Below are 21100 nucleotides of genomic sequence, written 5' to 3' on the forward strand. Positions count from 1 at the left end.
TAAACCCGCTTTGTGTTTAATAATTGGATTGTTAGTATGTAGCATGAGAGTTACCTCTTATATGTTTTGATTTAAAGATTCGACACCTTTTATCAAAACGGGTAACTCTCACTTTTTCAAGTTGATGTGTCAGATCTTGTCTGAACTAATACAGATTAATTTAATTCGATGATGGTACGCCTAATGGCACCGGTTTTTCTCTTCGCTTTTTTAGGTCATTGAAGTAACTTTCTAAGCCTGTAAGGTCACTTTCAAGTTCTTCAAAATCCGGGAAACTAACTCCAAACGCACTAGCAGTGTCATGAACATGCTTGCAGCATTTTGCATAAGCATCGCTAATGATTTTGTTATCATTAGCATCAATGGTATCAATATATTTTAAATTCTGAGTTTTTACCCCATAACTAAAACGCTCAACGACACCTTTTAATAACCATTCTTCAACTAACCTTTCCCACGTTTTACGCATTTGATCATAGAAAGATTTGGCAGATAAAATATATTGCTGTTGAGCTGGGTTATTAAATTGATTTTTAAGTTCAGGTAATTGGGTCTTCAGCTTTTTAATCCTCTTATTAGTATTAAATGCTTCCCAAGGTGGTTCAACCATAGGGTATCCAGCTAACTTTCCATGCCTTCGAATTGCACTAATACTAATAGGAAACTGATGTTGATTTGCCACATCTTCAAGCATTTTTAAGAATGGTAAATCGTGGGTTAATACAACTACTTGTCTATTCTTGCTCTCTTCAACAATACGATTTGCAAATTTTTCACGCCATAGATGATCAAGCGAATTTACGGGATCATCAAACACGATCGCAGACTTACGGTTATCTACTATTAGCTCAGCCATAAAGCCAGCTAGTGCAATACACTTTTGCTCGCCTTCACTGGCAATTTCAGGGATTTTTGCTTCGCTATTGGCTAATTTAATCTCTAGCATAGATTGACCAGCTTTACCGCTAGTTGCAGTTTGGACTTCAAGGTGTTTGAAATTGAGTTTTTTGAGTTCCTGAACAAAGGTTTCTTGTAGTTTGCCAACACTACCTTGTTTTGCTATCTCGTTTACCTTTCTTGTAATAGAAGAAATTTTGGCACTTAGGCCTAAATTTTCTAACAAGTGCAATTGCTTTAAACGTTTAATTTCGTTTTGTATTAAAGCTTTATTTGTCGTTATTTGGCTGCGATTTTCTATATCAGATATTTTATTTATCAGTAAAGTTATTGTGGTTTGTTTAGCTGCGTCATCTTTTACTTCTTGTTCTTTTTTCTTAAAGTTTTCACTTTGTAGTTTCAACCAAGTTAAGCTATTAAGCACTAACTCTTTAAACTGGAAAATAGCAGGTTTACCAATTATACCATTGACCCTTTTTTGAATATCAGCATTAAGGTTTCTTAAGCTATCCGCAACTTCTTTTTTGGAGCCTTCAATCCAACTTAAAACTCCTTCATGCGCTGTTAAGTCAAAGTTTAACCTCCCTAAGCATTTAACTGCTTGATCGAAATTTTTCTTAGCTGCATCTGCTTCACTTTGTGTTTTGTCTTTTAAGTAATCATTAAACTTCTGTAATTGTTTGGCGGTTGTCTCTGTTATCGGCTGTAAACAAGTAGGGCAACTTTCTCCAGCCACAGGTGGAAATGATTGACCTTGCCCGTTATGCTTAATAAACTCTTCAACATGTTGCCACATTGATTTCCATACTTGCGAACCAATACCTTCAACTGGCAATCCACCTAAAGCTTGATGTCTAGCGAGATCTGCCGCTGTTTCGGTTGTCTTATAAGTATCAAATAGCTTAGAAATAGTTAAAACAGCTTCATTACTTGTGGACTTTAATAGCCTATCAAAGTGATTTATTAGAGGATCAAGTCGCTGATATTGCTCTTTAAATTTTTTACGCAGGTCTTCAGGCGAACTCCCCTGCAATTCAGCCAACTCTTTTCTCAATTGGGTTAGGCTATCTACTTCAACTTGTGATGCACAATTTTGCTCTAACTCTTCAACAGTAGTGTCTTTATTGATTTTTTGAAGAAATATTGCACTTCGAGAACCTGTCGGAAGTTGAGGGAAAGTAGTCTGTTCTCCTAGTGCTCGAACGCTAGTAATACTAGCCTTAGCTACGTGATTACAGACTAGAATTAGCTCGTCCAACACTTTTAGAGCCGCAGGCTTATATTCAACATTACCTTTTTTAGCTAGATAATGATTGGCCGATTTATTATCAAAACTCGAATTGATTTCAGCTCAGGTGATGATGCCTGATTTTTAACCCAAACATCTGCTTTGGGCTGTTTATCGCTTATCTGAATGTTAATTTCTGAACTTGGTATTCCTTTCGTATTTTCATAAACATTAGAAATTACTTCAGGAGCATCACCTCTAGTTAAACATGCATTTTTTAACACTTTGGCATAACTGGATTTGCCTGAGCCATTATTGCCATAAACAACAATCAAATTAGTTTGTGCGTCAAATGCTAAATTTTGGTTTTGCACCAGTGATGCAACATTAGAAGTGTTGGAGATACCTAGCAAACGTACAGGCTCGCTTTCAACGTTATATCCAACATCTGATACAAGAGCTGTTTTAGTTGCAAAGAGAGCGTCTGGAGAGTTAATTAAATGCTCTGTTTTAGCTAACTCTAATAACACATTTCTGTGCTGTCCAGTCAAAGTTCCATTGTCTAAAATATCTTTAACTGCTGCTCGCCACCACAAAGGTTTACCTTTAGCGTTAACCCACTCAATTACATTTTTTATCGACATTCCTTATCCTTTATAAAATCAATAATCCTTAAAAAAGAATATCAATAAATACTGAAGACTAGTAGTAATATAATTTTCAAAAGCAGGAGATTAAAGTTGTCACCCATTAGATAACTCCTGTCAAGCAGGCTGCTCTATCTCCTTGACCTTTTTATTCAAAAACCAAGTGCTCTTATTATTTTTAAACTCAATTTAAATATGAATACTTAACTAGTAATGTCGTCGATTGGTGCGAATATCCACCATGGCTTGAATAAAGAGCGCCATATGAGTTTAAGCGTTTTAATTACGCATCATTGATGATTAATTAAGGCTCTTGGCTTACCTCTCACTCATCGTTTAGTGCCAATATCGGCCTAAACAACAAATGCCTTGAAATTATACTTATAATCTCTATTATTGACATCAACAACACCCCTCCCGCTACCCGTAAGCTCAGCGCCCTGCGAGGGGGTAATTATTTCTATAGTATGGTAAAAGGATTTAGCCTTCATGATCCCCAAAGCCCCATAACATTTGTGCAGCAAGTCGACTTTCTAACAGAACCAAAGGCACTGAATTTTGACTACACATCAGGTATCTAGGTTTTTAATTTATTGCTCATTGATTTAATTACTCTGTCGAGACCACGACGAGTAGAGTTTAAGAATGCGTTTACCATGTGATGAACCGTGGAATAGGGCGTGAGAATACCTTTTTGAGTGATGACGATTTTAAATGTTTTTTATACTGCATTGAACAAGTAAGCCTTTGCTTTAATATTGAAGTGCATTCATATTTTTTAATGACGTGAACAGCTCTCATCTCCTTTGTACAAATTAATATAATTTTTATAGATTGTACTTCTAATTATCCTAGGGTGTTTTATTGATTCATTTTTTAATATATGTAAGCATTGAGATATATGAAAAACTACATGCTGTAGTATGCTTTCTAGAGTAATTAATAACGCAAGGAGCGAATATGACTGATCAATTCTTAGTACCAAACGACTACGCGATTCATATTGTAGAAAAGCGAATGAGTATCGATGCTTTAATAATCGCACTCTATAACACCCCTTCTGAAAAGACATTCAAACACTTTAAATTTGTAAACTCACATATTGTTGATGGCTATGCAAAGCCAGGTCAGATCGTGTTGATATCGCCAATCAATACAATGGAGTGCACTGAGCTAGAACAGCAATTTCAGGCTTCAGCTCTTGAAGTAGATAAAAAGCTAAGAGAGCTCGATGAGCATGAAAAAGAAATACTTTCTAAGCGTTATGAGCTGCTTAGTAATGTCGCTAAGTATAATGGGTTGTATTTAGGTGTTGCTAACAACTCTTGGAATTCACACGTTGGGCAAGTTAAAGCGATTTTAAAGGAGTTAGAAAAGACATATGTTAATCAATACAATGCGCATGGCAATTTAAATAACCAACAGTTTTTCCATAGGCGCAAACTTCTTTTTACTCGTTTAGATACAGCTCTAAGCCGCTTTGCTCAGCCAGCCTTAGGCGGAAGTTTAGTGGCGGGTGATATAAGACGAAATTTAGGATTAAGCTCTAAAAGCATGATACATCATTGGCAACAACAAGGTGGGATGGCTAAAAGTATTCCTGAATTTGCCCAAAACTATAAAACAGTAGCCAATATGGCCAAAAACCTGAAAAGAGTTGGGTATGTTGGAATTGCGCTGACAGGTGTCGAGGCAAGTGCAAATATTGTAAAAGCATGCACAGAAGGAAATGAGCAAGCTTGTACTAAGGCTAAGTATGTTGAGACAGGTAAAGCGGCAGGAGCAATAGGCGGTGGCATTGTTTCTGGCGGGCTGGCGACTTGGGGAGTTTGTTCTGTAGCTTTTGGTCTACCCTCTGGAGGAACAAGTTTACTATGGTGCGGTATTGTTGTCGGAGGAGGTGGCGGGTATTTAGGTGGAAAATATTTCTCAGAAAAAGGAGATAAATTGGGAGGAGTTTTATATGAGAAGATTGAAAAGTGACTATTGATAGCGAACTTTTTGGCTTGCTTTTATTTGGGATTGGCTTAGGTGTCATTTTTGTCATTATTTTCCCTTTAGCCTTTTATTTAAAAGGGAAAAAGCTCAGAACAGTTGAAGACATTTTAGAGTCAGGAAACCGCTATTATTCTCTAAATATTTTTATGGCGCTTCATGGTTTGCTTCATTATGGCAGTGTATTTTTATTTGATTGGTATGCAAAGCGTTATAATTTATTAAGTGATAGAAACAAGGTGCCAGCTCAAGCCTCGATACTATTTAAAGTGTATTTTGTAATTTTTATGCTTTGCGTACTTTTAATGTTTTTATCTACATTATTTTTGAATAATGACTTTAGGCGATAGAAAAACCAGAGGGGTCACCCATTAGAAAGTCCCAGTCAAGCAGGCAGCTGTGTTTACTTGAGCTTTTTATTCAAAAACCAAGTGTTCTTATTATTTAAACTCAATTTAAATATGGCTACGCACCTAGCAATGACGTTGAGAGGTTTTTAAACGTGATATTGGAGTTTGGTCGTGGCAAGAAGCCAGTCCTGCCCCTTGTACTTATTATGCGGAAACCAAAGGGGTCAAATCTTGACTTCATACATCAATGGTCTTGATTTATAGTTTATTACTCATTGAGTTTATTATTATGTCTAGACCGTTGCGAATAGATTATGAAAATGCGTTTTATCATGTGATGAATCGCGGCAGAGGGCGTGAAAACACTTTTTTGAGTGATGACGATTTTAAGCACTTTTTATACTGCATTGAACAAGCAAACCTTCGTTTTAATATTGAAGTGCATTCGTATTGTTTAATGACCAATCATTACCACCTACTTATAAAAACCCCTGATGCAAATTTAGGCAGAGCCATGAAGCATATTAATGGCCTTTATACGCAATATTTTAATAGATCACATAATACAGATGGTGCACTGTTTAGAGGTCGCTACAAGGCGGTGCTGGTGGATTCTGATAATTACTTACTACCTGTTAGTCGTCATATACATCGTAACCCAATAGAAACAAGTACACCGTTAGTAGATGAGCTAATTGACTATAAATGGTCTAGCTATTCAGCTTTTATCAAAAAAACAGCAACGCCAAAATGGTTGGTTCGAGACTTTATATTTTCGCTTCAAGGAAAAAATCGTAAATATGCTGCGTACAAACAGTTTGTTGAATATGAAAACAATAAAGAAATAAGTGCTTTTTATAGCGCTAAAAAGTTATTTTCGGTGTTGGGCGGCGATGAATTTATTCAGAATATTAAGGAGTATATCGCAAAATCAGACAACGAAAAAAGCGTTGTTGTTCAGAGGTGTTCAACTGATGATGTTATTGCGTATTTAGCTAAATATTTTTGTATAGATGCACATGATATTTTAACGGTTAAAAAAGGGCGCAAAGAGAAAAACTTGCCTCGTATGTTTGCCATAAAATTATGCCAAGATTTAACAAGGCAAAATTTGAAAGCGTTGGCCGTTGCTTTTAATGTTCAACATTATTCTGCCATATCTCAAGCGGTATGCAGGCTAAATAAGTTAATAATTGAAGACGATAAGGTCAACTTACAGTTCGAAAAACTTCGAGATAGTTTGATGTATGAAGTCAAGATTTGACCCCAAGCCTAGCGACCCCAAGCCTAGCCTTGCAAACCTTCACAGACCACAAGCCCTTTGACCCTAAACTCACTCAACTTCCTTGGATGAAATATAGAAATATGAAACGATAAACTCAGCTAGAATAGCCAGTGATAGAATAAGTAGCAGCAAAAGATCTGGCACTGTAAAAAGAGCAACTACAGGCAAAGCTATACCTAGCCCTAGCGCTGTACCGCAGTGGATTATATATAAGATAAATAGTTTACTTATTCCGTTTTCAGAGGCGATGTTTGTAGGCTTAGTGAATTTAATTTTCCCATAATAAATTAATGTAACTAAGCCTAATATAATAAGCCCTATCATTTTGGCTCGCTAATACTTATAAGATATAGCTCATTTAAATTTTTCTCTTCACAAACTAAGGTCATTGTACGGGCTCCACTTGTTAACACGGTAATTAAGGCCGGAAATATCACAAATTTCAGTGTTGTTGTTTTAACTTGGCCGGCTAGCTCGGCTATTAATTCATTGTTTGAGATTGAATACTGCTTTTCCGCTTACTTTCATTCAACTTTATAAACCTCTAGTAAAATTCGCCTATTATGGGAGCTGATCCTACAAAAGTTCTTATATCTAAACTAACAAAGCTTAGAGCAGAAGAAACCCTATTACTACTTCTTTACAGCTGGTTATAAAAAAGGGCAATGTTATTGCCCTTTTTTATACCCTTAAATTGGTAGTTATAAACTATAGCGCGACTAAGCTTTGCTCTAGCATTGCCTTTATTTGTTTTACTATTTTAGCTTCTGTTTCAGGTTCGAATTGTTGTATACGTGTGGTATGAATATGCCCAGTAGGTATACTAGAATTAAGCGCATCGCGCAGGCGAATACTTCGGTACGATATTTCGTTAGACAAGTAGCCACCGCCGCCGCCATTTACCGCAATACTATTTTTAAGCTCGCCGCAAGAACCCGCTTTATAGTTTTTTTCAAGCGTGGTGACTTCGTGATTGTCGATAACTTTATAAGGGCCTTTAGCTTTTTGCATGTAATTTACAGGCAAGCTAAATTTTACAAACTCGTTGCCTAGGAGTGGTCGGCCATTAAGCTTTGGTATTACTGGGCTTGTTTGTGCTCCACCATACACAATATTGGCATTATCGGGGGCAGTTACACTGCGACGTTTACCTGGGAAACGCTCTAAATCAAATTCTGTTCTGCCCATATTTACGGTTACTACCATGTCTACATTATTAAGTGCGTAGTAGGGGGCAAGTAGCGACTCTATTATGCCTTGATCGAAGTCTTCGAAGCGCACAGGCACCATAACGGTGTTAATTTCGGCGCTCACGCCGTTGTAATTAATAACTTGGCCGTCGAGTAATAACGCTGCAACACCTGAGGGGTTACTTTGGTGTATGTTTTTATCGAGTAAAAAAGGGTCAAAGCCTGTAAGTAATATTTTTTTAGTACTGCCTGATGAAAAAGTAAGATCGGTACGTCCTCTGCTGCCTTCCTCAAGTAGGGTTAGTAAAGTATTTAGTTGAGCCTGCGTAATTGAAAATTTAGGTGAAGTTGTGCGTATTACTTTGCTTGAAAGCAGGCGTGCCCAGTAAAGCTCTCGAACGTCGTAGTTACTGGTTTTTATTATGCGTTGTTTGGCTTTCGTATGAAAAAGTATTTGTTTTGTTGGTGAAATAAAAAATTTCAATCTATATTATTTTACCAAGGAGTAGCTGAAAAATTAATTGCATATTATTTAATACCCTATATTTATATTTTAATATCGACAAGGACTGTGGGTAATCTTCATAATAAATTACACATTATTCCTCCTAAAACAATCATATTCCAAGAGGTTATTGTGTCAGTCATCGACAAAATTCAAAACTTCAGCGCGAAAATCCAACCCTTCTTTGATAAATTTGGTGCATATAAAGTACACCTATCTCCTGAAGTGTTCGGGTGTTTAAAAAATAATGGTGAGCCAATTGGCAATCAATTGATTGTACGTAGTCTTAGCTTTTCAGATGGTAAACCACGTAGAGATTTTGTTTATACAGGCGCCGATGGTAGTTTTAGATTTTCTGAAAAAACGATTCGTTCCGATGAACCTAGCATACCATTCAAAGAAATATTTACTAATCAATATATTACCACCACTATTAATAGAAAAAAATTTATTATTTGGCGAGCGACATTAATAGGGAAAGACCCTATTAATGAATTTAACAGTAAATTAAGTTGTCTCAACGCTGATATCAATAATGAGGCTATTTTATTTAGCTTTTCTAGTAATCGAGAAGAAATGAGTTTAGAGGGAACTTCAATTTGTCGTTGGGATAAAGACTTTGAAGCTATTGATGTTGATGAACACCTAAATCTAACGAAAGATCATGTTAAATAAAAATATAAGGAAATAATTATGATGCAAGTTTTAACTCCTTCATTAGCTGCTATATCATATTCAACTGACACAACTGATGGTGTCGAGGGCTCTGCTTATTATGGAGCTTTATCGAGGCACTTTGATTTTGATAGCGATTCAGTAAAAGGCATAAGTGGATCTATCCTAGAAAGAGTCTTTCGTCACCGTACACCGTTTGGTTGTATTGCTAAAGGAAAAACTAACGCGTTTAAGGGACATTATGTACTAGCGCTTAGAGGAACGGCAAAAATGCGCGATTGTATTACTGATCTACATTGTGGTGTTTCCACTGGTCCCAATAACCAAAGTGTACATGCAGGATTCAATCAAACATTTAACTCGCTCAAATCACAGTTAGAACAGTACTTTTCGAATAATCCTACAGCTCCTGTTCATGTTGTTGGTCACAGTTTGGGTGGCGCATTAGCTAATTTAGCAGCAAACTAGTTGAAACAACGCTTCAAAGTACCTGTTAAACTCTATACTTTTGGGGCTCCGCGAGTTGGGCTATCGAATTTTGCAAACCATACACAAAATGCTTTACAGGGGGTTTACCGCTGTGTACATGCTGGTGATCCTGTACCAATGGTGCCTGTGTGGCCTTTTGTACACACTACTTATGAATATATTTTAAATTCATCCCCTTCAATATCACCAGGGGCGCATAGTATGTCTAACCCAACACCAGGGTATTTGAATACGGCATCAAAATATAAAACTTATGAAGATATACAAAAGGGATTCGAACTACGCTACCAAGAAGCCACTCGTCTTGAATTTGAAAAACGTCATCAAGCTAGTTTCAATGCTCTTTGGGCCAGGAAAATAGGTGCAGCACTTCTTGATTTTTTAAATAAGATAGGTGCGATTAGTGCACTACAAGTTAGTGTTACAGGTTTATTAACTGTTTATGATGCTATTGCGTCTTATTTAGCGAGTGAAGTAGAAACCTCGCGAGCCTATGCTGCAGAAGTAAAAGGTATAGTAGGCCATATGTATGTTTTCTGTGGTCTACCAGCAAGTAAACTTATAGATTTTAGTTACCGTGGGATCCGTGCTATTTTGAAAAAAATGCTTATTAAACTTTCTCAACTGGCTATATTCTCAATTGAATTAGCAAGTCATACAGCTCATTTAATGGTTTAAATAAAAACCGAGAAGACTGTAAATAGAAAGGAAGATAAGATTTTTATTGTTATTTAAATAGAAAATAAAGGGCAATATTATTGCCCTTTATTATGCGCTTAAATTGGTAGTTTTAAACTATAGCGCTACTAAGCTTTGCTCTAGCATTGCCTTTATTTGTTTTACTATTTTAGCTTCTGTATCTGGTTCGAATTGTTGTATACGTGGGGTATGAATATGCCCTGTAGGTATACTTGAATTAAGGGCATCGCGCAGGCGAATACTTCGGTACGATATTTCGTTAGACAGGTAACCACCACCGCCGCCATTTACCGCAATACTATTTTTAAGCTCACCGTACGAACCAGCTTTATAGGTTTTTTCAAGCGTGGTGACTTCGTGATTGTCGATAACTTTATAAGGGCCTTTGGCTTGTTGCATGTAAGTTACAGGCAAGCTAAATTTTACAAACTCGTTGCCCGGAAGCGGTCGGCCATTGAGTTTTGGTATTACTGGGCTTGTTTGCGTTCCGCCATATACAATATTGGCATTATCGGGGGCGGTTACACTGCGGCGTTTACCCGGAAAGTGCTCTAAATCAAATTCTGTCCTGCCCATACTTACGGTGACGACCATGTCTACATTATTAAGTGCGTAGTAGGGGGCAAGTAGCGACTCTATTATGCCTTGATCAAAGTCTTCGTAGCGCACAGGCACCATAACGGTGTTAATTTCGGCGCTCACGCCGTTGTAATTAATAACTTGGCCGTCGAGTAATAACGCCGCAACACCTGAAGGATTACTTTGGTTTATGTTTTTATCGAGTAAAAAAGGGTCAAAGCCTGTTAGTAATATTTTTTTAGTGCTGCCTGATGAAAAAGCAAGATCGGTACGTCCTCTGCTGCCTTCCTCAAGTAGGGTTAGTAAAGTATTTAGTTGAGCCTGCGTAATTGAAAATTTAGGCGAAGTTGTGCGTATTACTTTGCTTGAAAGCAGGCGTGCCCAGTAGAGCTCTCGGTCGTCGTAGTTACTGGTTTTTATTATGCGTTGTTTGGCGTTTTCCCACAGTTCAAAACTAAAGTTTTGTACTAATATTTTTGCACTTTTAAAGTTGTTTAATTCTTTAAATTGTTGCTCAAAATTTGATACTTGTGGGGTAAATGTATTTAAAACATTTGGCATTGCTGATTGGGCTTTGTTGATACGCTGTTCTTCAACAGTTAAAGGATTACTTAAAGCAGCGAATGAAGAGGCAATTAAGCTGGTCGCTAATAATACTTTAATCATAATATTCCTAATATAAGGCTATTTTTTATGTGTAATTTACTATCCTATTATTACTAACTTAGGGCAACCGATAAACGTTGAATCGACTGAAATTTGCTTTTTTGTTTGTTATGCAATTCAACACTGCAACATACAAGGAGCTCAGTGCGACCTTGTTCTTCTTATTTTTCAGCAGTATTGAGTACAAGCGCTTGCTGTTTTATTTGCACTGCAGAGTGTTTTTACTAATAAAATCGCAAGTTTGCGAGCGGCTAAAAAATGGAGTCGTAATGCGGGTATTGTTCAAAAACCTGTGGACGGGCAACAACTGTAAGTTGGTTTGGGATAGGCGAAACTCAACGCATAGCCAATGTAATAAATTCAGCTACAGATAAATACCAATGCTATTGGTTGTAGGCGTTTAGCTTGCTGGCGCGTCGGACGATAGCTCGAAAAGTTTTACAAAATTGTCTACAGACGCCTCTACTATTAATAAAGCTTAAGTTACTTTGATAATTAAGTAACTGTGGAGCTCCCATAGTTTGCTAGAGGCTCTTTTTTAGCTAAATATTTAAAGCTGCTTTGGTGTTTGCTAAATAGGTTTGTGATACTGGTACTTCCAAACCATTTTCCGTAATAAGCATAAGTTTTCTGCCTAGGTTAGCGTGTTGAACTAGTAACGGGGTTGGTAAAGCTATTAGATTTGATTGAGCCTGCACGGTAACCGCTCATATTTTAAATACAAGATATGCGCAATGTTTAAGCTACAAAGGGTTGGTTATGTGTAAGCATAAGCCACAGACTTGTTATAGCGCAGTGTGTAAACACAGACAGGAGCTGGACTAACATTGGTACTAAACGATGACTGAGGCAAAGCCAAGGGCCTTAATAATCATCAATAATTTAGCCTAAATTCATATGGGTGACTGGTGCATATCCACACCAATCGACGTCATTACTAGGTGGGTAGTTATATTTAAATTGAGTTCAAATAATAATACTTGGTTTTTGAATAAAGAGATCAAGAAAACACAGCTGCTAGTTTGACCAAAACCTTCTAATGAGTTACCTCTTTAACTCTTAAGGTACCGTGAAGATGAAGTAGTTTCTGGATGTTTCGTTTTTCTATAACAGAAGAGAATTTTAAAAGTTGGTAACAAATCTTTACCAAAAAGTAGATTTAAATTATCTTAATTAGTATCATTTTAGCTACAAGCCCCCACAACAACAAGGAAGAGTTGATGAAATCACCTTATGTAACAGAACAATATAAATCAGATCCTATTGGTTTTATAATTAATATTTTAGATGCTAAAAAATTGAAAATAAGATTAGAAACGAAGATGATATCTTACCTATATTAACTGGCCTAATTGCCTATAGACAGTTAAGTCGCTATAAACAGACACAGTTAAATGCCGCAATTTTAGCAATAAAAAGTGGACCTGTTAAAGAGCATCCATATGGGCTTGTTGCACAGTCAGCATTTAATCCAAAGTGGTTTAGCTGGAGTTTAAGTGACAAAGAATTAAGAGCTTTTTTTGAAAATAATAAAAACTTAGCTAAAGCAACTGCCGTTTTAGGTGTGGCGTCCGTAGGAACAAGCGTCCCTGCAATTTTAGAATCGCTTTTAAATATAAAAAAGACTGGAGTGAAAGCTGCGACTAAAGATGCAATAGTGAAAGCCTCTAATAGCGAAGTAGGTAAAGCCGCCGCTTCACAATTTACTAAAAACTCAAAAGTACTTACTGGAAGTAGCTATGCAGCGGCATATGTAACGGTTATTTCTACTTTTTTATATTACTGCTCAAGCAAAAATGAAGCGGCTGCAAAAAAAGAGTTAATCTTAAGAGGTTTAATTAAACTGGAAGATATTTAAATGATATTAAAAGGCTGCATAGTAATATTTTGCTTAATATGCATCAATCTTTTTGCTCGACATCATATAACTCAAAAGAAAGCTAAAGGTCATTCTAATAAGGATTTGTTAATAATCTCATTTATCTTTTCAAGTCTACTGGCGATTCTAACATTGGCTATGCTAGCTATTGGTACTGAGTTCGTTTGCTCGATTCAATCTATAGGCTTGTTTATCATATATTGGAGTAATATATATGGTTTGCTAAAAGTATGGAGAAATGCTGAGTGAAACTAATTAAGCCTTTTTGTTTAATAAGTATTATACTTTTTAGTCAGCTTGCGGCAGGAAATGATTTATATTTTGATGTAGGCAAAGCTACACCTTACCTTAGTGTTTGCTCTCTTAAAAATGGTTTATCTGAAAGTAATAGCGTTGTTGACTTTGCTAATGGTGTACTAAGTGAAATATATCATTCTTCTGAGGAATCGAAAAAGGAAGTTGCTGCTTTAGGAGCTAATGAATATTTTGACCAGCTAAGTTATCAATCTGCACTCGGTGTTACTCAAGAATATGAGCTTTACACTTTACCAAGGTGCGAACGCTTTGCAGTTAATATTTTGAATAAGTTATGCTCAGATAAAGTGAGAGGCTTATCAATGCCAATGCTAGAGTCTGCATGTGAAAAGGCTAAACAGTATCTTTAAATAACAAAACTTAATAAGATTATATTACAAATTAATTTAGGATGGTTTTTAAGGCTTAATTTTCGATTAGCTTTAATAAAAGGCTAAAGGGGTTAAATCTCGGCTTGATATATCAATGGTCTAGATTTATAGTTTATTGCTCATTGAGTTAATTATTATATCTAGACCGTTGCGAATAGAGTTGAGAATGCATTTATAATGTGTGAATCGTGGAGGAGGGCGTGAAAACACCTTTTTGAGTGATGACGACTTTAAGTGTTTTTCATACTGTATTGAACAAGCAAGCCTTCGTTTTAATATCGAAGTACATTCGTATTGCTCAATGATCAATTACTATTACCTGCTGATAAAAAAGACGAATTTGACCTCTATGGATTTTGCTTTCGGTCCTAATGAAAAGTAAAAAGCCGTTACAGCAATGCAACGGCTTTTCATTATGGTTTTATGCGCTTAGACGATACGAGCGAAAGGCTTTATAGTCCTTTAAAACCCTCTATTAATCATCTGGCCCTTTTAAGGTAAACACTAAATGTTTACGCATATCCTTTAAAATCACGCCTTTTTTAAGCATTGCGCCGCTTAAGCGTTTTTGCCATTTTAATAAATCTGGCTCTGCGGCTGCTAAGGCTTGCTCGTTTTCAAACTGAAAACACAGCAGTAGTGAACTTGGAAATAAGTGATATTCCACATCAAACCAGCATTGCAGCATGCCTGGGAGCTCAGCGCGGCCTTGCTCTTCTAATTTTTCAGCAGTATTAAGTACAAGTGCTTGCTGTTTTATTTGCACTGCAGAGAGTTTTTTCATTATTAAAATCCAAGTTAGCGGCTAAAAAATGCAGCCGGAATGTGGGCATTATACGCAAGCTTGTAGGCAGGCAACAACTTTGAAAGGGAGTTAATGTCCAATAGAGTGTATCTGCTTAAAATAAAGGGTCATATTGCAAGGCACCTCCAGTTTTTCAATCTATGTAGGTCGGATAAGTTGCGCAGCAGCGCCATCGGACTTTTTAAGTTTCATCACTGAACCCCGATTTGGGTATTAATCCATTTTTTAGCTCAATAGTTAAGTAACCTTAACCTAGGCTTGTGCCAAGTTGCTTGCGACAATTGGGGAGTGGTTGTCGCAAGCCGCCTTTAGCGCCTCACCACATTACGCTTAATACTTATAAGAGGTATTAATTGGGTAGGTTTATTTGGAGCGGCGCTTGTCTAGTACGTAGCGTACGGCCATTCTTGCAACACCCGCACCAATACCTGAGACTACTGCCCATGTAACGGCCTCTTTAAGATCTGTTTCTTCGCTTGGTCTATCTTTTGGGGCTGGTTCGTTGGTAACCTTTTCCCACGATTTTTGTAAAGTTTTCCTTGTTAACATACCTGCAGATGCAGCGGCCAGACCTATACCTATTGTCGTAATTAGCTGTTTATTACTCATATTATCCTCGATTATTTAGTTGTAACTTGAGTTATTAATAGGTAACTCTTTAAGTAAGAACAGTATTAACAGCAATTTATATACCGATAGGCTTAAAATAGGTATTACGAGAAACACAAAGCATTTATATCTACCCGCAATAATACTAATCAATTTGAAGCATGAGCCTGATGCTAACTTAGTTGAGGGTTGGTGGTTGCAGAGCAACCAATACCGTGGCATTAGTTAGAATATTAGGTTAAAGATTACTCTACTGTTGTTAGGGTATTTCTTAAGTTAATAACTCAGTACCTAGTAAGGCGTCAATATAGGCGAGCTCTTCGCTAAAAATGCCATTCAAAAAAGCGTTTTGCTCAATTATTACAGCGTCATTAGGTTGGGTTTTGTATTCTTGTTGGCATCTTGTAAGCTCGGTGGCTAGCCATTGGCAGGCGTTGCTAGCTGTATTTATTGCTGTTTTTAAAAATGATGACCATTTTATTTTTTGTAAATTAAAGCGGTAAAGCGCGACAGCAATAACACCATAAGCTTGCTGTTCAGGTGTTGGCATGTTGTTAGTATTTATTAAAGAGCTGTTTAAAAGCTTGGTATTGACCATCACTTGTTGCAGTGCAGCTTGCTGTGATTGACTTAAAAAGTTGTTTTCGTAATCCATGGGCAGCCTATATCTGCTGATAGCAGGGCAATATAAAAAGAAGATTTAGCACAGTATTTTACGATTCATGCGCACCGAAAAATGAACCACAGTGATAACAAAATTAGACTGACTCTTTACTGAATTAATAAAACACAATTGTAACTGGGTAGGGGAATTGAAGAGGATAAGCGTCTTTGTTTTAACCTTCAAATCGCATGAAAAATAATTCTCGGTTGGTGTTTTTAATTTATTGGTAAGCACGGTAATAACCATAAACAAGAGAGTGATAAAAACCACTCTTTATTTCGCAAGAAATTTTGTTTATGTAGATAGGAGTTTTTTACAAAATTTAGCAATTTTTACTCTAACAATGAAAGGGTTAGTTATGGGTTTTGTTTTATCTTATTGATTTTAAATGATAATTTATTTGGTTTGAGTTTTACTTGGTAGTAAGTGTATTTTCTTAAATAAATAAAGGAGTTATTATGAGTACCGTTATTACTGGGTTATTCGAAAGTGCATCACAAGCAACACTCGCAATTTATAGATTAGAAGCTTTAGGTATTAATGAAGCTGATATTAGTATTGTAGCCAACGACTCATACGCAAAGGAAGATTTTGCTGTAGACGAAGGTACTAAGGCTTCTGAAGGTGGCCTTATTGGCGCGGCTTCGGGTGGTATTCTTGCTGCAATTATTGGCGGATTCACTGCCGTAGGGACTGTAGCAACAGGTGGTACTGGCTTATTAGTTGCCGGACCATTAGTCGCTGCATTTGCTGCTGGTGGCGCAGGCGCTGCAGTAGGTGGTACTTTAGGTGCCGCAATTGGTGCGTTTATCCCCGAGCACGAAATTAAGTATTATGAAGATGCCATTGAAAAAGGCTCTATATTAATTGGTGTTAAGTACGATAGTGACAACAAAAACGCTATTGAAGAAATACTTAACAATGCAGGCGCAAGTAACGTTTCTACGGCTTAACGCTAACTAATTAGTTTCAAAATTAATTAAAAAGGTGAAACTTAGTTTCACCTTTTTTTCGTTTTTAACGGCGGATCTATCATAAATATTAACGTAATTTTTTGTCATTAAATAAACTCCATATATAAGTAAATTGGTTTTAAACATGCTTTGATTATAGAAAAGACTTATTTAGATAGGCGCTTTTTATTACATGTCGTAAGGCCCCCCTAACAACACCAACTCTCGAGACTACCGCCTATATAATAGCTGCCTTTTAACTTGGCTTGTCTTTTTGGACTGGAGCGTTGGTAGTCTTCTTTTATGAGTTTTGTAAAGTTGCCATTCTGTTTGTAAATATGCCTTGGTTTTTGCTTAACTTTTGGGTGAAAGTCAGTTTTTTAATTAATTAGCTATTTATTTAAAATTAATAAAAATTATAAATTTACTTTTTAATCAATAGATTAAAAATAAATAATATATAAATTCATGTTTACGCGCAGGGCTGGTATATACATTGAAACTACTTGTTTAATAGTCGCTTAATTTAGCGTTATTGTTTTATTAATTTGATACTAAACGAGGAGATGATGATGAATTGTTTGCAGTTTGATTCAAACGCTAAAAGATCTTTAACCCGCGTTTTAAAACCAACTTTTGCGATACTACTTACCGGTGTGTTACTACAAAATAGCGCACTGGCTAATGTAAAAGTTCAAATGCACCAAGTAACTAAGTCAGGCCAAGGGCAATCACTAGGTACTATTACACTAACAGAAAATGATAACGGTGTTGTTTTTTCACCAAGTTTAAAAGGTTTAACACCGGGGCTGCATGGTTTTCATGTTCACCAATTTGCAAGTTGTGAACCCATGAAAAAAGGCGATAAAGTTGTGCCAGGGGGCGCCGCAGGTGGGCATTTCGATCCAAAAGCTAGCGAGCATCATGATGCTCCTTGGGGGGATGGCCATTTAGGCGATTTACCGGCGTTGTATGTAAATGAAAGTGGCCAAGCTAAATCGCCTGTTTTAGCGCCAAGACTCACGCTTGAAAAACTTAAACAACACGCAGTAATGATTCACGAAGGAAGTGATAACTATGCAGATAAGCCAAAGCCATTAGGTGGCGGTGGCAAACGTGTTGCTTGTGGCGTAATTGAGTAAATATAAGGAGAAAGTTATGCCATATAAAAATCGTGATGAATTACCTGAGTCGGTAAAAAGTAACTTACCTAAACATGCTCAAGAGATATATCAAGAGGCGTTTAATAGTGCGTGGGATACCTATAAGGACCCTAGCGATAGAAAAAACGATGATGACCGCGAAACAACAGCGCACAAAGTAGCTTGGTCGGCGGTTAAAAATAGTTATAGCAAAAATGATAATGGAAATTGGGTAAAGTCGAGTAACTAAACCAACAACAAAGCTTAAGCATTTAAAAGCCGCCATAGCTGATATAGCGGTTTTTTATATACTCGTTTTATAGTTGCGATGTTTATAAAATACTATGAGTTTGTTTGAGTAAAAACTGGTAAGCAAAACCATAAGTACTGCTTTAAACACGAATGTGAGTTTGGTCTAAATTTACGTTATTATTTATTTGTATTAGCCAATCAGAGAACACTTTGAATTATTTAGCTCACCTTTATTTAGCACAGCCTACAGCCGATTCTCACTTTGGGAACTTGTTGGGCGACTTTGGTGGTAAAAGGCATGTAAAGCACTTACCAAACACAGTTAAAAATGGCCTCGATAACCATTATTTAGTTGATAAATTTACCGACTCTCACCGCGCAGTAAAACACGCTAAGCAGTACTTTTCACCCGAGCGTAAGCGCTTTGCTGGTGTAGCTATTGATGTGGTGTTTGATCATTTTTTAATTGTGCATTGGCAACGATTTAGCAAGCAACCTTTAAGTGATTTTAAGTACACCAGCTATCAGCTTTTAAATAACCGTATACCTGTTATGCCAACGCGAATGCAGCATGTTGTAACAAGTATGACTAAAAATGATTGGTTTAAAGAGTACGAAACCGTTGAGGGAGTAGGGCTTGCGCTTGATAACATAGCCAAACGCATTCGTTTTACGAACACCTTTGCGGGCGCGGCTGATGACATAGCACAGAATTACGATGAATTAGAAGCCGTGTTTTTAGCGTTCTTCCCGGAGCTACTTAAGCATGTAAGTGAGTTTGACCTTGAAAGCACCCCAAAAAATGGCATAAAGCGCATTATTTAAAGTTTTCATCAATTGTTAATCTTTTGTGATAAGTTAAGGTGAAAAAAACGCTACTCTAATACAAATTAATTTTTGAGTGTTTTTAATGAATCGCAATTACTTGGTTATTGTGGGCTTTGCTGTTTTAGCGGCATTTCAATCTGGTGCTGTATTGGCTTTCGACTTTGACTTAAAGTCGGTACGCACAACTATTTCAAATCCAAATACTAGCCATGCGTTAATATACGACGACTTGGCTGGGAGTAATCAAAAAACACTGTTTTCGTTAGAGCCCATAAATAACCAGCGTGCGGGTGTGTTTTTTGATATTAACGACATTGAAATTGGCTACTCTGCCGATATTTTTGAAGATGACGTTGAAACAAAAACACAAGATATACTGCTCTCTTATAGAAAATTTAAAAATTCTAAAATCACATTTAATTATCAACCGCTTGAAGGGCTGCAAAGCACGGCTATCAATTTAAGCGGCAATCAAACGGATCAAATTTTCTCGCAAAATACACGTTCAACCAAGTTTGAGTTATCTGGCCAACACAACTTTTATACCTTCAATAATAAAGCGTCTTTGTTTGAGCATTTTTTTCTTAATAGGCCAAAGCTGAGTAACAAATTTGACGTGGCGTTAAGTATTGTTGGTGCGTGGTCTTTTAAGCATGTATCTCTTGAGAACAAAGATAATATTGTGTTTCAGGCTGATTTTTTAAGTTCACCTGCACCACAGGTCACTAACTTAATTTCTAATTCGTATGGGGCGAGTATTGGCTCGCTTTTATCATTTTCGTTACCGCATAATGTTCACGTATTTGCTGAATACAAAGTAGGTAAAGGGCATATTCAAAACACAAACCCTGGGCTGGGGTTAAAAGATTCGGGTGGTGAAAAAGTTGAAGCATACGGCGGTGGAATTTCTTGGACTTCAAGTAACAAAAAACTCATGGTAGTACTACGTGCGTGGGAGCAAACAGGTAGGCATATAGATACTTCTTTTGGTGACTTGTCAGTAATTAAGTTTTTTTAATATTGAGTGCTGGGGCTCTCACTTAAGTTTTTGCAGAATTTTAGGGATAAGTAATTACACCTGCATGTAATTACTTAATAGTAATGAGTGCTTAGTTAGTCTTTCATTGAGCGCCATGCAAATGTAGATGCTGCAATAACGATCGCAATGGCAATACCTAAGTAGAGTGTTTCTATTGTGCCCCCGAACTCAACTGCGTGCTCTAAAAATAGTATTACCAGTACAACCGAAGTTACTTGTACCAGAGTTATTTTTAAATCATGAAAGTCTTTAATATTAAAAGCAGCAAGAAATTTACTTTCCTCAGGCTTAGATGGTGTTATAAATAGTCGGTACAAGCTAATAGCAATAACTTGTAAGGTAATTCCGATTAGTAGCAAATCAAGAATTTTCAGTAGTTCAACTATTAGGGCTTTACCGGCTTTAGCTGAATCAGGCAGGTCAAATAGCGTTGTTATTACTATATTAGCTACAATATTAATACATGAAACATAAACGAGTAATGATGATATTGCAGCGGTAATAACGGCGATTACGACCAAAAACCGACTTGTTTGGAATATATTTTCCATGTTGCTCAACTTTATAATTAGACATGACTTATACGAAACGTAGCTTAAGTTAGATCCCTTACGAACTTTTTACTTTTATATTTGCTTTAACATATTGGCTATTTACTTGTTAAGCATAGAAATAACAAATTTAACTGGAATATTATGAGTAAGAATAACGATGTACCTCAGGCTTATGTTAAGCAAGAGGAAGGTTATAGAATAAAAGCCTTAAGATTATACCCTTGGGTATGCGGGCGTTGTGCTCGTGAGTTTGAGTACTCTAATTTACGAGAGTTAACGGTGCATCATATAGATCATAACCATAGTAATAATCCAGAGGATGGCAGTAACTGGGAGTTATTGTGTATTTATTGCCACGACAATGAGCACAATAAATACCACGAACATATTATGTATGGCGGGTCGACTACAGAGCGAAAAGTTGAGGCTGCAACGCATTCTCCATTTGCCGATTTAAAAGCGATGCTTAATAAATCAAAGTAGC

General features: G+C 36.8%; 20 protein-coding genes and 2 pseudogenes. 14 read left to right on the forward strand and 8 right to left on the reverse strand.

The window, feature by feature from the left end; all coding sequences use genetic code 11:
• Positions 1-160: 160 nt before the first annotated feature.
• Positions 161-2158: an AAA family ATPase gene (locus H5087_RS18060; protein ID WP_182672930.1), complete on the reverse strand. Its 1998-nt coding sequence runs from the start codon at positions 2156-2158 to the stop codon at positions 161-163.
• Between the two features lie 41 nt (positions 2159-2199).
• Complete coding sequence (locus H5087_RS18065) at positions 2200-2769, reverse strand: AAA family ATPase (RefSeq protein ID WP_182672931.1); 570 nt, start codon at positions 2767-2769, stop codon at positions 2200-2202.
• A 963-nt stretch (positions 2770-3732) separates the two neighbouring features.
• Between H5087_RS18065 and H5087_RS18070 the strand changes: the two genes are divergently transcribed.
• The 3 genes from H5087_RS18070 to H5087_RS18080 all read left to right on the forward strand — a co-directional run bounded on the left by H5087_RS18070 (position 3733) and on the right by H5087_RS18080 (position 6381).
• Complete coding sequence (locus H5087_RS18070) at positions 3733-4755, forward strand: hypothetical protein (RefSeq protein WP_182672932.1); 1023 nt, start codon at positions 3733-3735, stop codon at positions 4753-4755.
• Positions 4752-5117, forward strand: a complete 366-nt coding sequence (locus H5087_RS18075; protein ID WP_310736471.1) for a hypothetical protein — start codon at positions 4752-4754, stop codon at positions 5115-5117. Before H5087_RS18070 ends, H5087_RS18075 begins: the two co-directional genes overlap by 4 nt.
• 289 nt (positions 5118-5406) lie before the next feature.
• A complete protein-coding gene (locus H5087_RS18080) occupies positions 5407-6381 on the forward strand; it encodes a transposase (protein WP_182672933.1) in 975 nt (324 codons plus the stop codon).
• Positions 6382-7110: 729 nt separating this feature from the next.
• Here H5087_RS18080 and H5087_RS18085 read toward each other — a convergent pair.
• Positions 7111-8028 (reverse strand): annotated as a pseudogene (locus tag H5087_RS18085) (hypothetical protein); the annotation flags it as partial.
• A 201-nt stretch (positions 8029-8229) separates the two neighbouring features.
• On the opposite strand from H5087_RS18085, the gene H5087_RS18090 reads away from it, so the two are divergent.
• The 3 genes and pseudogenes from H5087_RS18090 to H5087_RS20240 all read left to right on the forward strand — a co-directional run bounded on the left by H5087_RS18090 (position 8230) and on the right by H5087_RS20240 (position 9939).
• On the forward strand, positions 8230-8772 hold the full coding sequence (locus tag H5087_RS18090; protein WP_182672934.1) for a DUF6795 domain-containing protein: 543 nt from the start codon (positions 8230-8232) through the stop codon (positions 8770-8772).
• A 21-nt stretch (positions 8773-8793) separates the two neighbouring features.
• Positions 8794-9381, forward strand: a pseudogene (locus tag H5087_RS20235) (lipase family protein); the annotation flags it as partial.
• Between the two features lie 81 nt (positions 9382-9462).
• Positions 9463-9939 carry a hypothetical protein gene (locus tag H5087_RS20240; protein ID WP_259397792.1) on the forward strand — a complete coding sequence of 159 codons (477 nt, stop codon included), beginning with the start codon at positions 9463-9465 and terminating at the stop codon, positions 9937-9939.
• Positions 9940-10056: 117 nt separating this feature from the next.
• Here H5087_RS20240 and H5087_RS18100 read toward each other — a convergent pair whose 3' ends face one another.
• The gene (locus H5087_RS18100) at positions 10057-11205 is read right to left on the reverse strand and encodes a hypothetical protein (RefSeq protein ID WP_182672935.1); all 1149 of its coding nucleotides are present in this window, start codon (positions 11203-11205) and stop codon (positions 10057-10059) included.
• A gap of 1630 nt (positions 11206-12835) precedes the next feature.
• Between H5087_RS18100 and H5087_RS18105 the strand changes: the two genes are divergently transcribed.
• Together H5087_RS18105 and H5087_RS18110 are read left to right on the forward strand one after the other, a co-directional pair.
• A complete protein-coding gene (locus H5087_RS18105) occupies positions 12836-13063 on the forward strand; it encodes a hypothetical protein (protein ID WP_182672936.1) in 228 nt (75 codons plus the stop codon).
• Between the two features lie 266 nt (positions 13064-13329).
• Positions 13330-13749, forward strand: a complete 420-nt coding sequence (locus H5087_RS18110) for a hypothetical protein (protein ID WP_182672937.1) — start codon at positions 13330-13332, stop codon at positions 13747-13749.
• 496 nt (positions 13750-14245) lie between these two features.
• On the opposite strand, the gene H5087_RS18115 is transcribed toward H5087_RS18110, so the two are convergent.
• The 3 genes from H5087_RS18115 to H5087_RS18125 form a co-directional block, all read right to left on the reverse strand.
• On the reverse strand, positions 14246-14554 hold the full coding sequence (locus tag H5087_RS18115) for a hypothetical protein (protein ID WP_024596321.1): 309 nt from the start codon (positions 14552-14554) through the stop codon (positions 14246-14248).
• Between the two features lie 384 nt (positions 14555-14938).
• On the reverse strand, positions 14939-15184 hold the full coding sequence (locus H5087_RS18120) for a DUF4235 domain-containing protein (protein WP_002958040.1): 246 nt from the start codon (positions 15182-15184) through the stop codon (positions 14939-14941).
• A 271-nt stretch (positions 15185-15455) separates the two neighbouring features.
• Positions 15456-15839 (reverse strand): hypothetical protein, encoded by a 384-nt coding sequence (locus H5087_RS18125; protein WP_182672938.1) that lies wholly within the window; start codon positions 15837-15839, stop codon positions 15456-15458.
• A gap of 467 nt (positions 15840-16306) precedes the next feature.
• On the opposite strand from H5087_RS18125, the gene H5087_RS18130 reads away from it, so the two are divergent.
• The 5 genes from H5087_RS18130 (at position 16307) to H5087_RS18150 (ending at position 20041) form a co-directional block, all read left to right on the forward strand.
• Positions 16307-16801 (forward strand): hypothetical protein, encoded by a 495-nt coding sequence (locus H5087_RS18130; RefSeq protein WP_169044172.1) that lies wholly within the window; start codon positions 16307-16309, stop codon positions 16799-16801.
• A 572-nt stretch (positions 16802-17373) separates the two neighbouring features.
• Positions 17374-17943, forward strand: coding sequence for a superoxide dismutase family protein (sodC, locus tag H5087_RS18135; protein ID WP_182672957.1), 570 nt, complete (start codon positions 17374-17376; stop codon positions 17941-17943).
• 16 nt (positions 17944-17959) lie between these two features.
• Entirely contained in the window at positions 17960-18193 is a 234-nt protein-coding gene (locus H5087_RS18140) for a ChaB family protein (RefSeq protein ID WP_039485228.1), read from the forward strand.
• Positions 18194-18405: 212 nt separating this feature from the next.
• Positions 18406-19020, forward strand: a complete 615-nt coding sequence (locus H5087_RS18145) for an ACP phosphodiesterase (protein ID WP_182672939.1) — start codon at positions 18406-18408, stop codon at positions 19018-19020.
• Positions 19021-19105: 85 nt separating this feature from the next.
• The gene (locus H5087_RS18150) at positions 19106-20041 is read left to right on the forward strand and encodes a hypothetical protein (RefSeq protein ID WP_182672940.1); all 936 of its coding nucleotides are present in this window, start codon (positions 19106-19108) and stop codon (positions 20039-20041) included.
• Positions 20042-20136: 95 nt separating this feature from the next.
• On the opposite strand, the gene H5087_RS18155 is transcribed toward H5087_RS18150, so the two are convergent.
• Positions 20137-20613: a YqhA family protein gene (locus H5087_RS18155; protein WP_007581432.1), complete on the reverse strand. Its 477-nt coding sequence runs from the start codon at positions 20611-20613 to the stop codon at positions 20137-20139.
• Between the two features lie 144 nt (positions 20614-20757).
• Between H5087_RS18155 and H5087_RS18160 the strand changes: the two genes are divergently transcribed.
• Positions 20758-21099 carry a YajD family HNH nuclease gene (locus tag H5087_RS18160; RefSeq protein WP_182672941.1) on the forward strand — a complete coding sequence of 114 codons (342 nt, stop codon included), beginning with the start codon at positions 20758-20760 and terminating at the stop codon, positions 21097-21099.
• Position 21100: the final 1 nt, after the last annotated feature.

This window comes from Pseudoalteromonas sp. SR43-7 (assembly GCF_014163785.1).
GTDB classification, from domain to species: domain Bacteria; phylum Pseudomonadota; class Gammaproteobacteria; order Enterobacterales; family Alteromonadaceae; genus Pseudoalteromonas; species Pseudoalteromonas distincta.

Bases quoted from the DNA above. Each gene is read 5' to 3' on its own strand.
- H5087_RS18120 (WP_002958040.1), bottom strand. From the start codon at position 15,184: ATGAGTAATAAACAGCTAATTACGACAATAGGTATAGGTCTGGCCGCT.
- H5087_RS18150 (WP_182672940.1), top strand. From the start codon at position 19,106: ATGAATCGCAATTACTTGGTTATTGTGGGCTTTGCTGTTTTAGCGGCA.
- H5087_RS18155 (WP_007581432.1), bottom strand. From the start codon at position 20,613: ATGGAAAATATATTCCAAACAAGTCGGTTTTTGGTCGTAATCGCCGTT.
- H5087_RS18080 (WP_182672933.1), top strand. From the start codon at position 5,407: ATGTCTAGACCGTTGCGAATAGATTATGAAAATGCGTTTTATCATGTG.
- H5087_RS18100 (WP_182672935.1), bottom strand. From the start codon at position 11,205: ATGATTAAAGTATTATTAGCGACCAGCTTAATTGCCTCTTCATTCGCT.
- sodC (WP_182672957.1), top strand. From the start codon at position 17,374: ATGAATTGTTTGCAGTTTGATTCAAACGCTAAAAGATCTTTAACCCGC.
- H5087_RS18140 (WP_039485228.1), top strand. From the start codon at position 17,960: ATGCCATATAAAAATCGTGATGAATTACCTGAGTCGGTAAAAAGTAAC.
- H5087_RS18125 (WP_182672938.1), bottom strand. From the start codon at position 15,839: ATGGATTACGAAAACAACTTTTTAAGTCAATCACAGCAAGCTGCACTG.
- H5087_RS18115 (WP_024596321.1), bottom strand. From the start codon at position 14,554: ATGAAAAAACTCTCTGCAGTGCAAATAAAACAGCAAGCACTTGTACTT.
- H5087_RS18160 (WP_182672941.1), top strand. From the start codon at position 20,758: ATGAGTAAGAATAACGATGTACCTCAGGCTTATGTTAAGCAAGAGGAA.
- H5087_RS18065 (WP_182672931.1), bottom strand. From the start codon at position 2,769: ATGTCGATAAAAAATGTAATTGAGTGGGTTAACGCTAAAGGTAAACCT.
- H5087_RS20240 (WP_259397792.1), top strand. From the start codon at position 9,463: ATGTCTAACCCAACACCAGGGTATTTGAATACGGCATCAAAATATAAA.
- H5087_RS18070 (WP_182672932.1), top strand. From the start codon at position 3,733: ATGACTGATCAATTCTTAGTACCAAACGACTACGCGATTCATATTGTA.
- H5087_RS18130 (WP_169044172.1), top strand. From the start codon at position 16,307: ATGAGTACCGTTATTACTGGGTTATTCGAAAGTGCATCACAAGCAACA.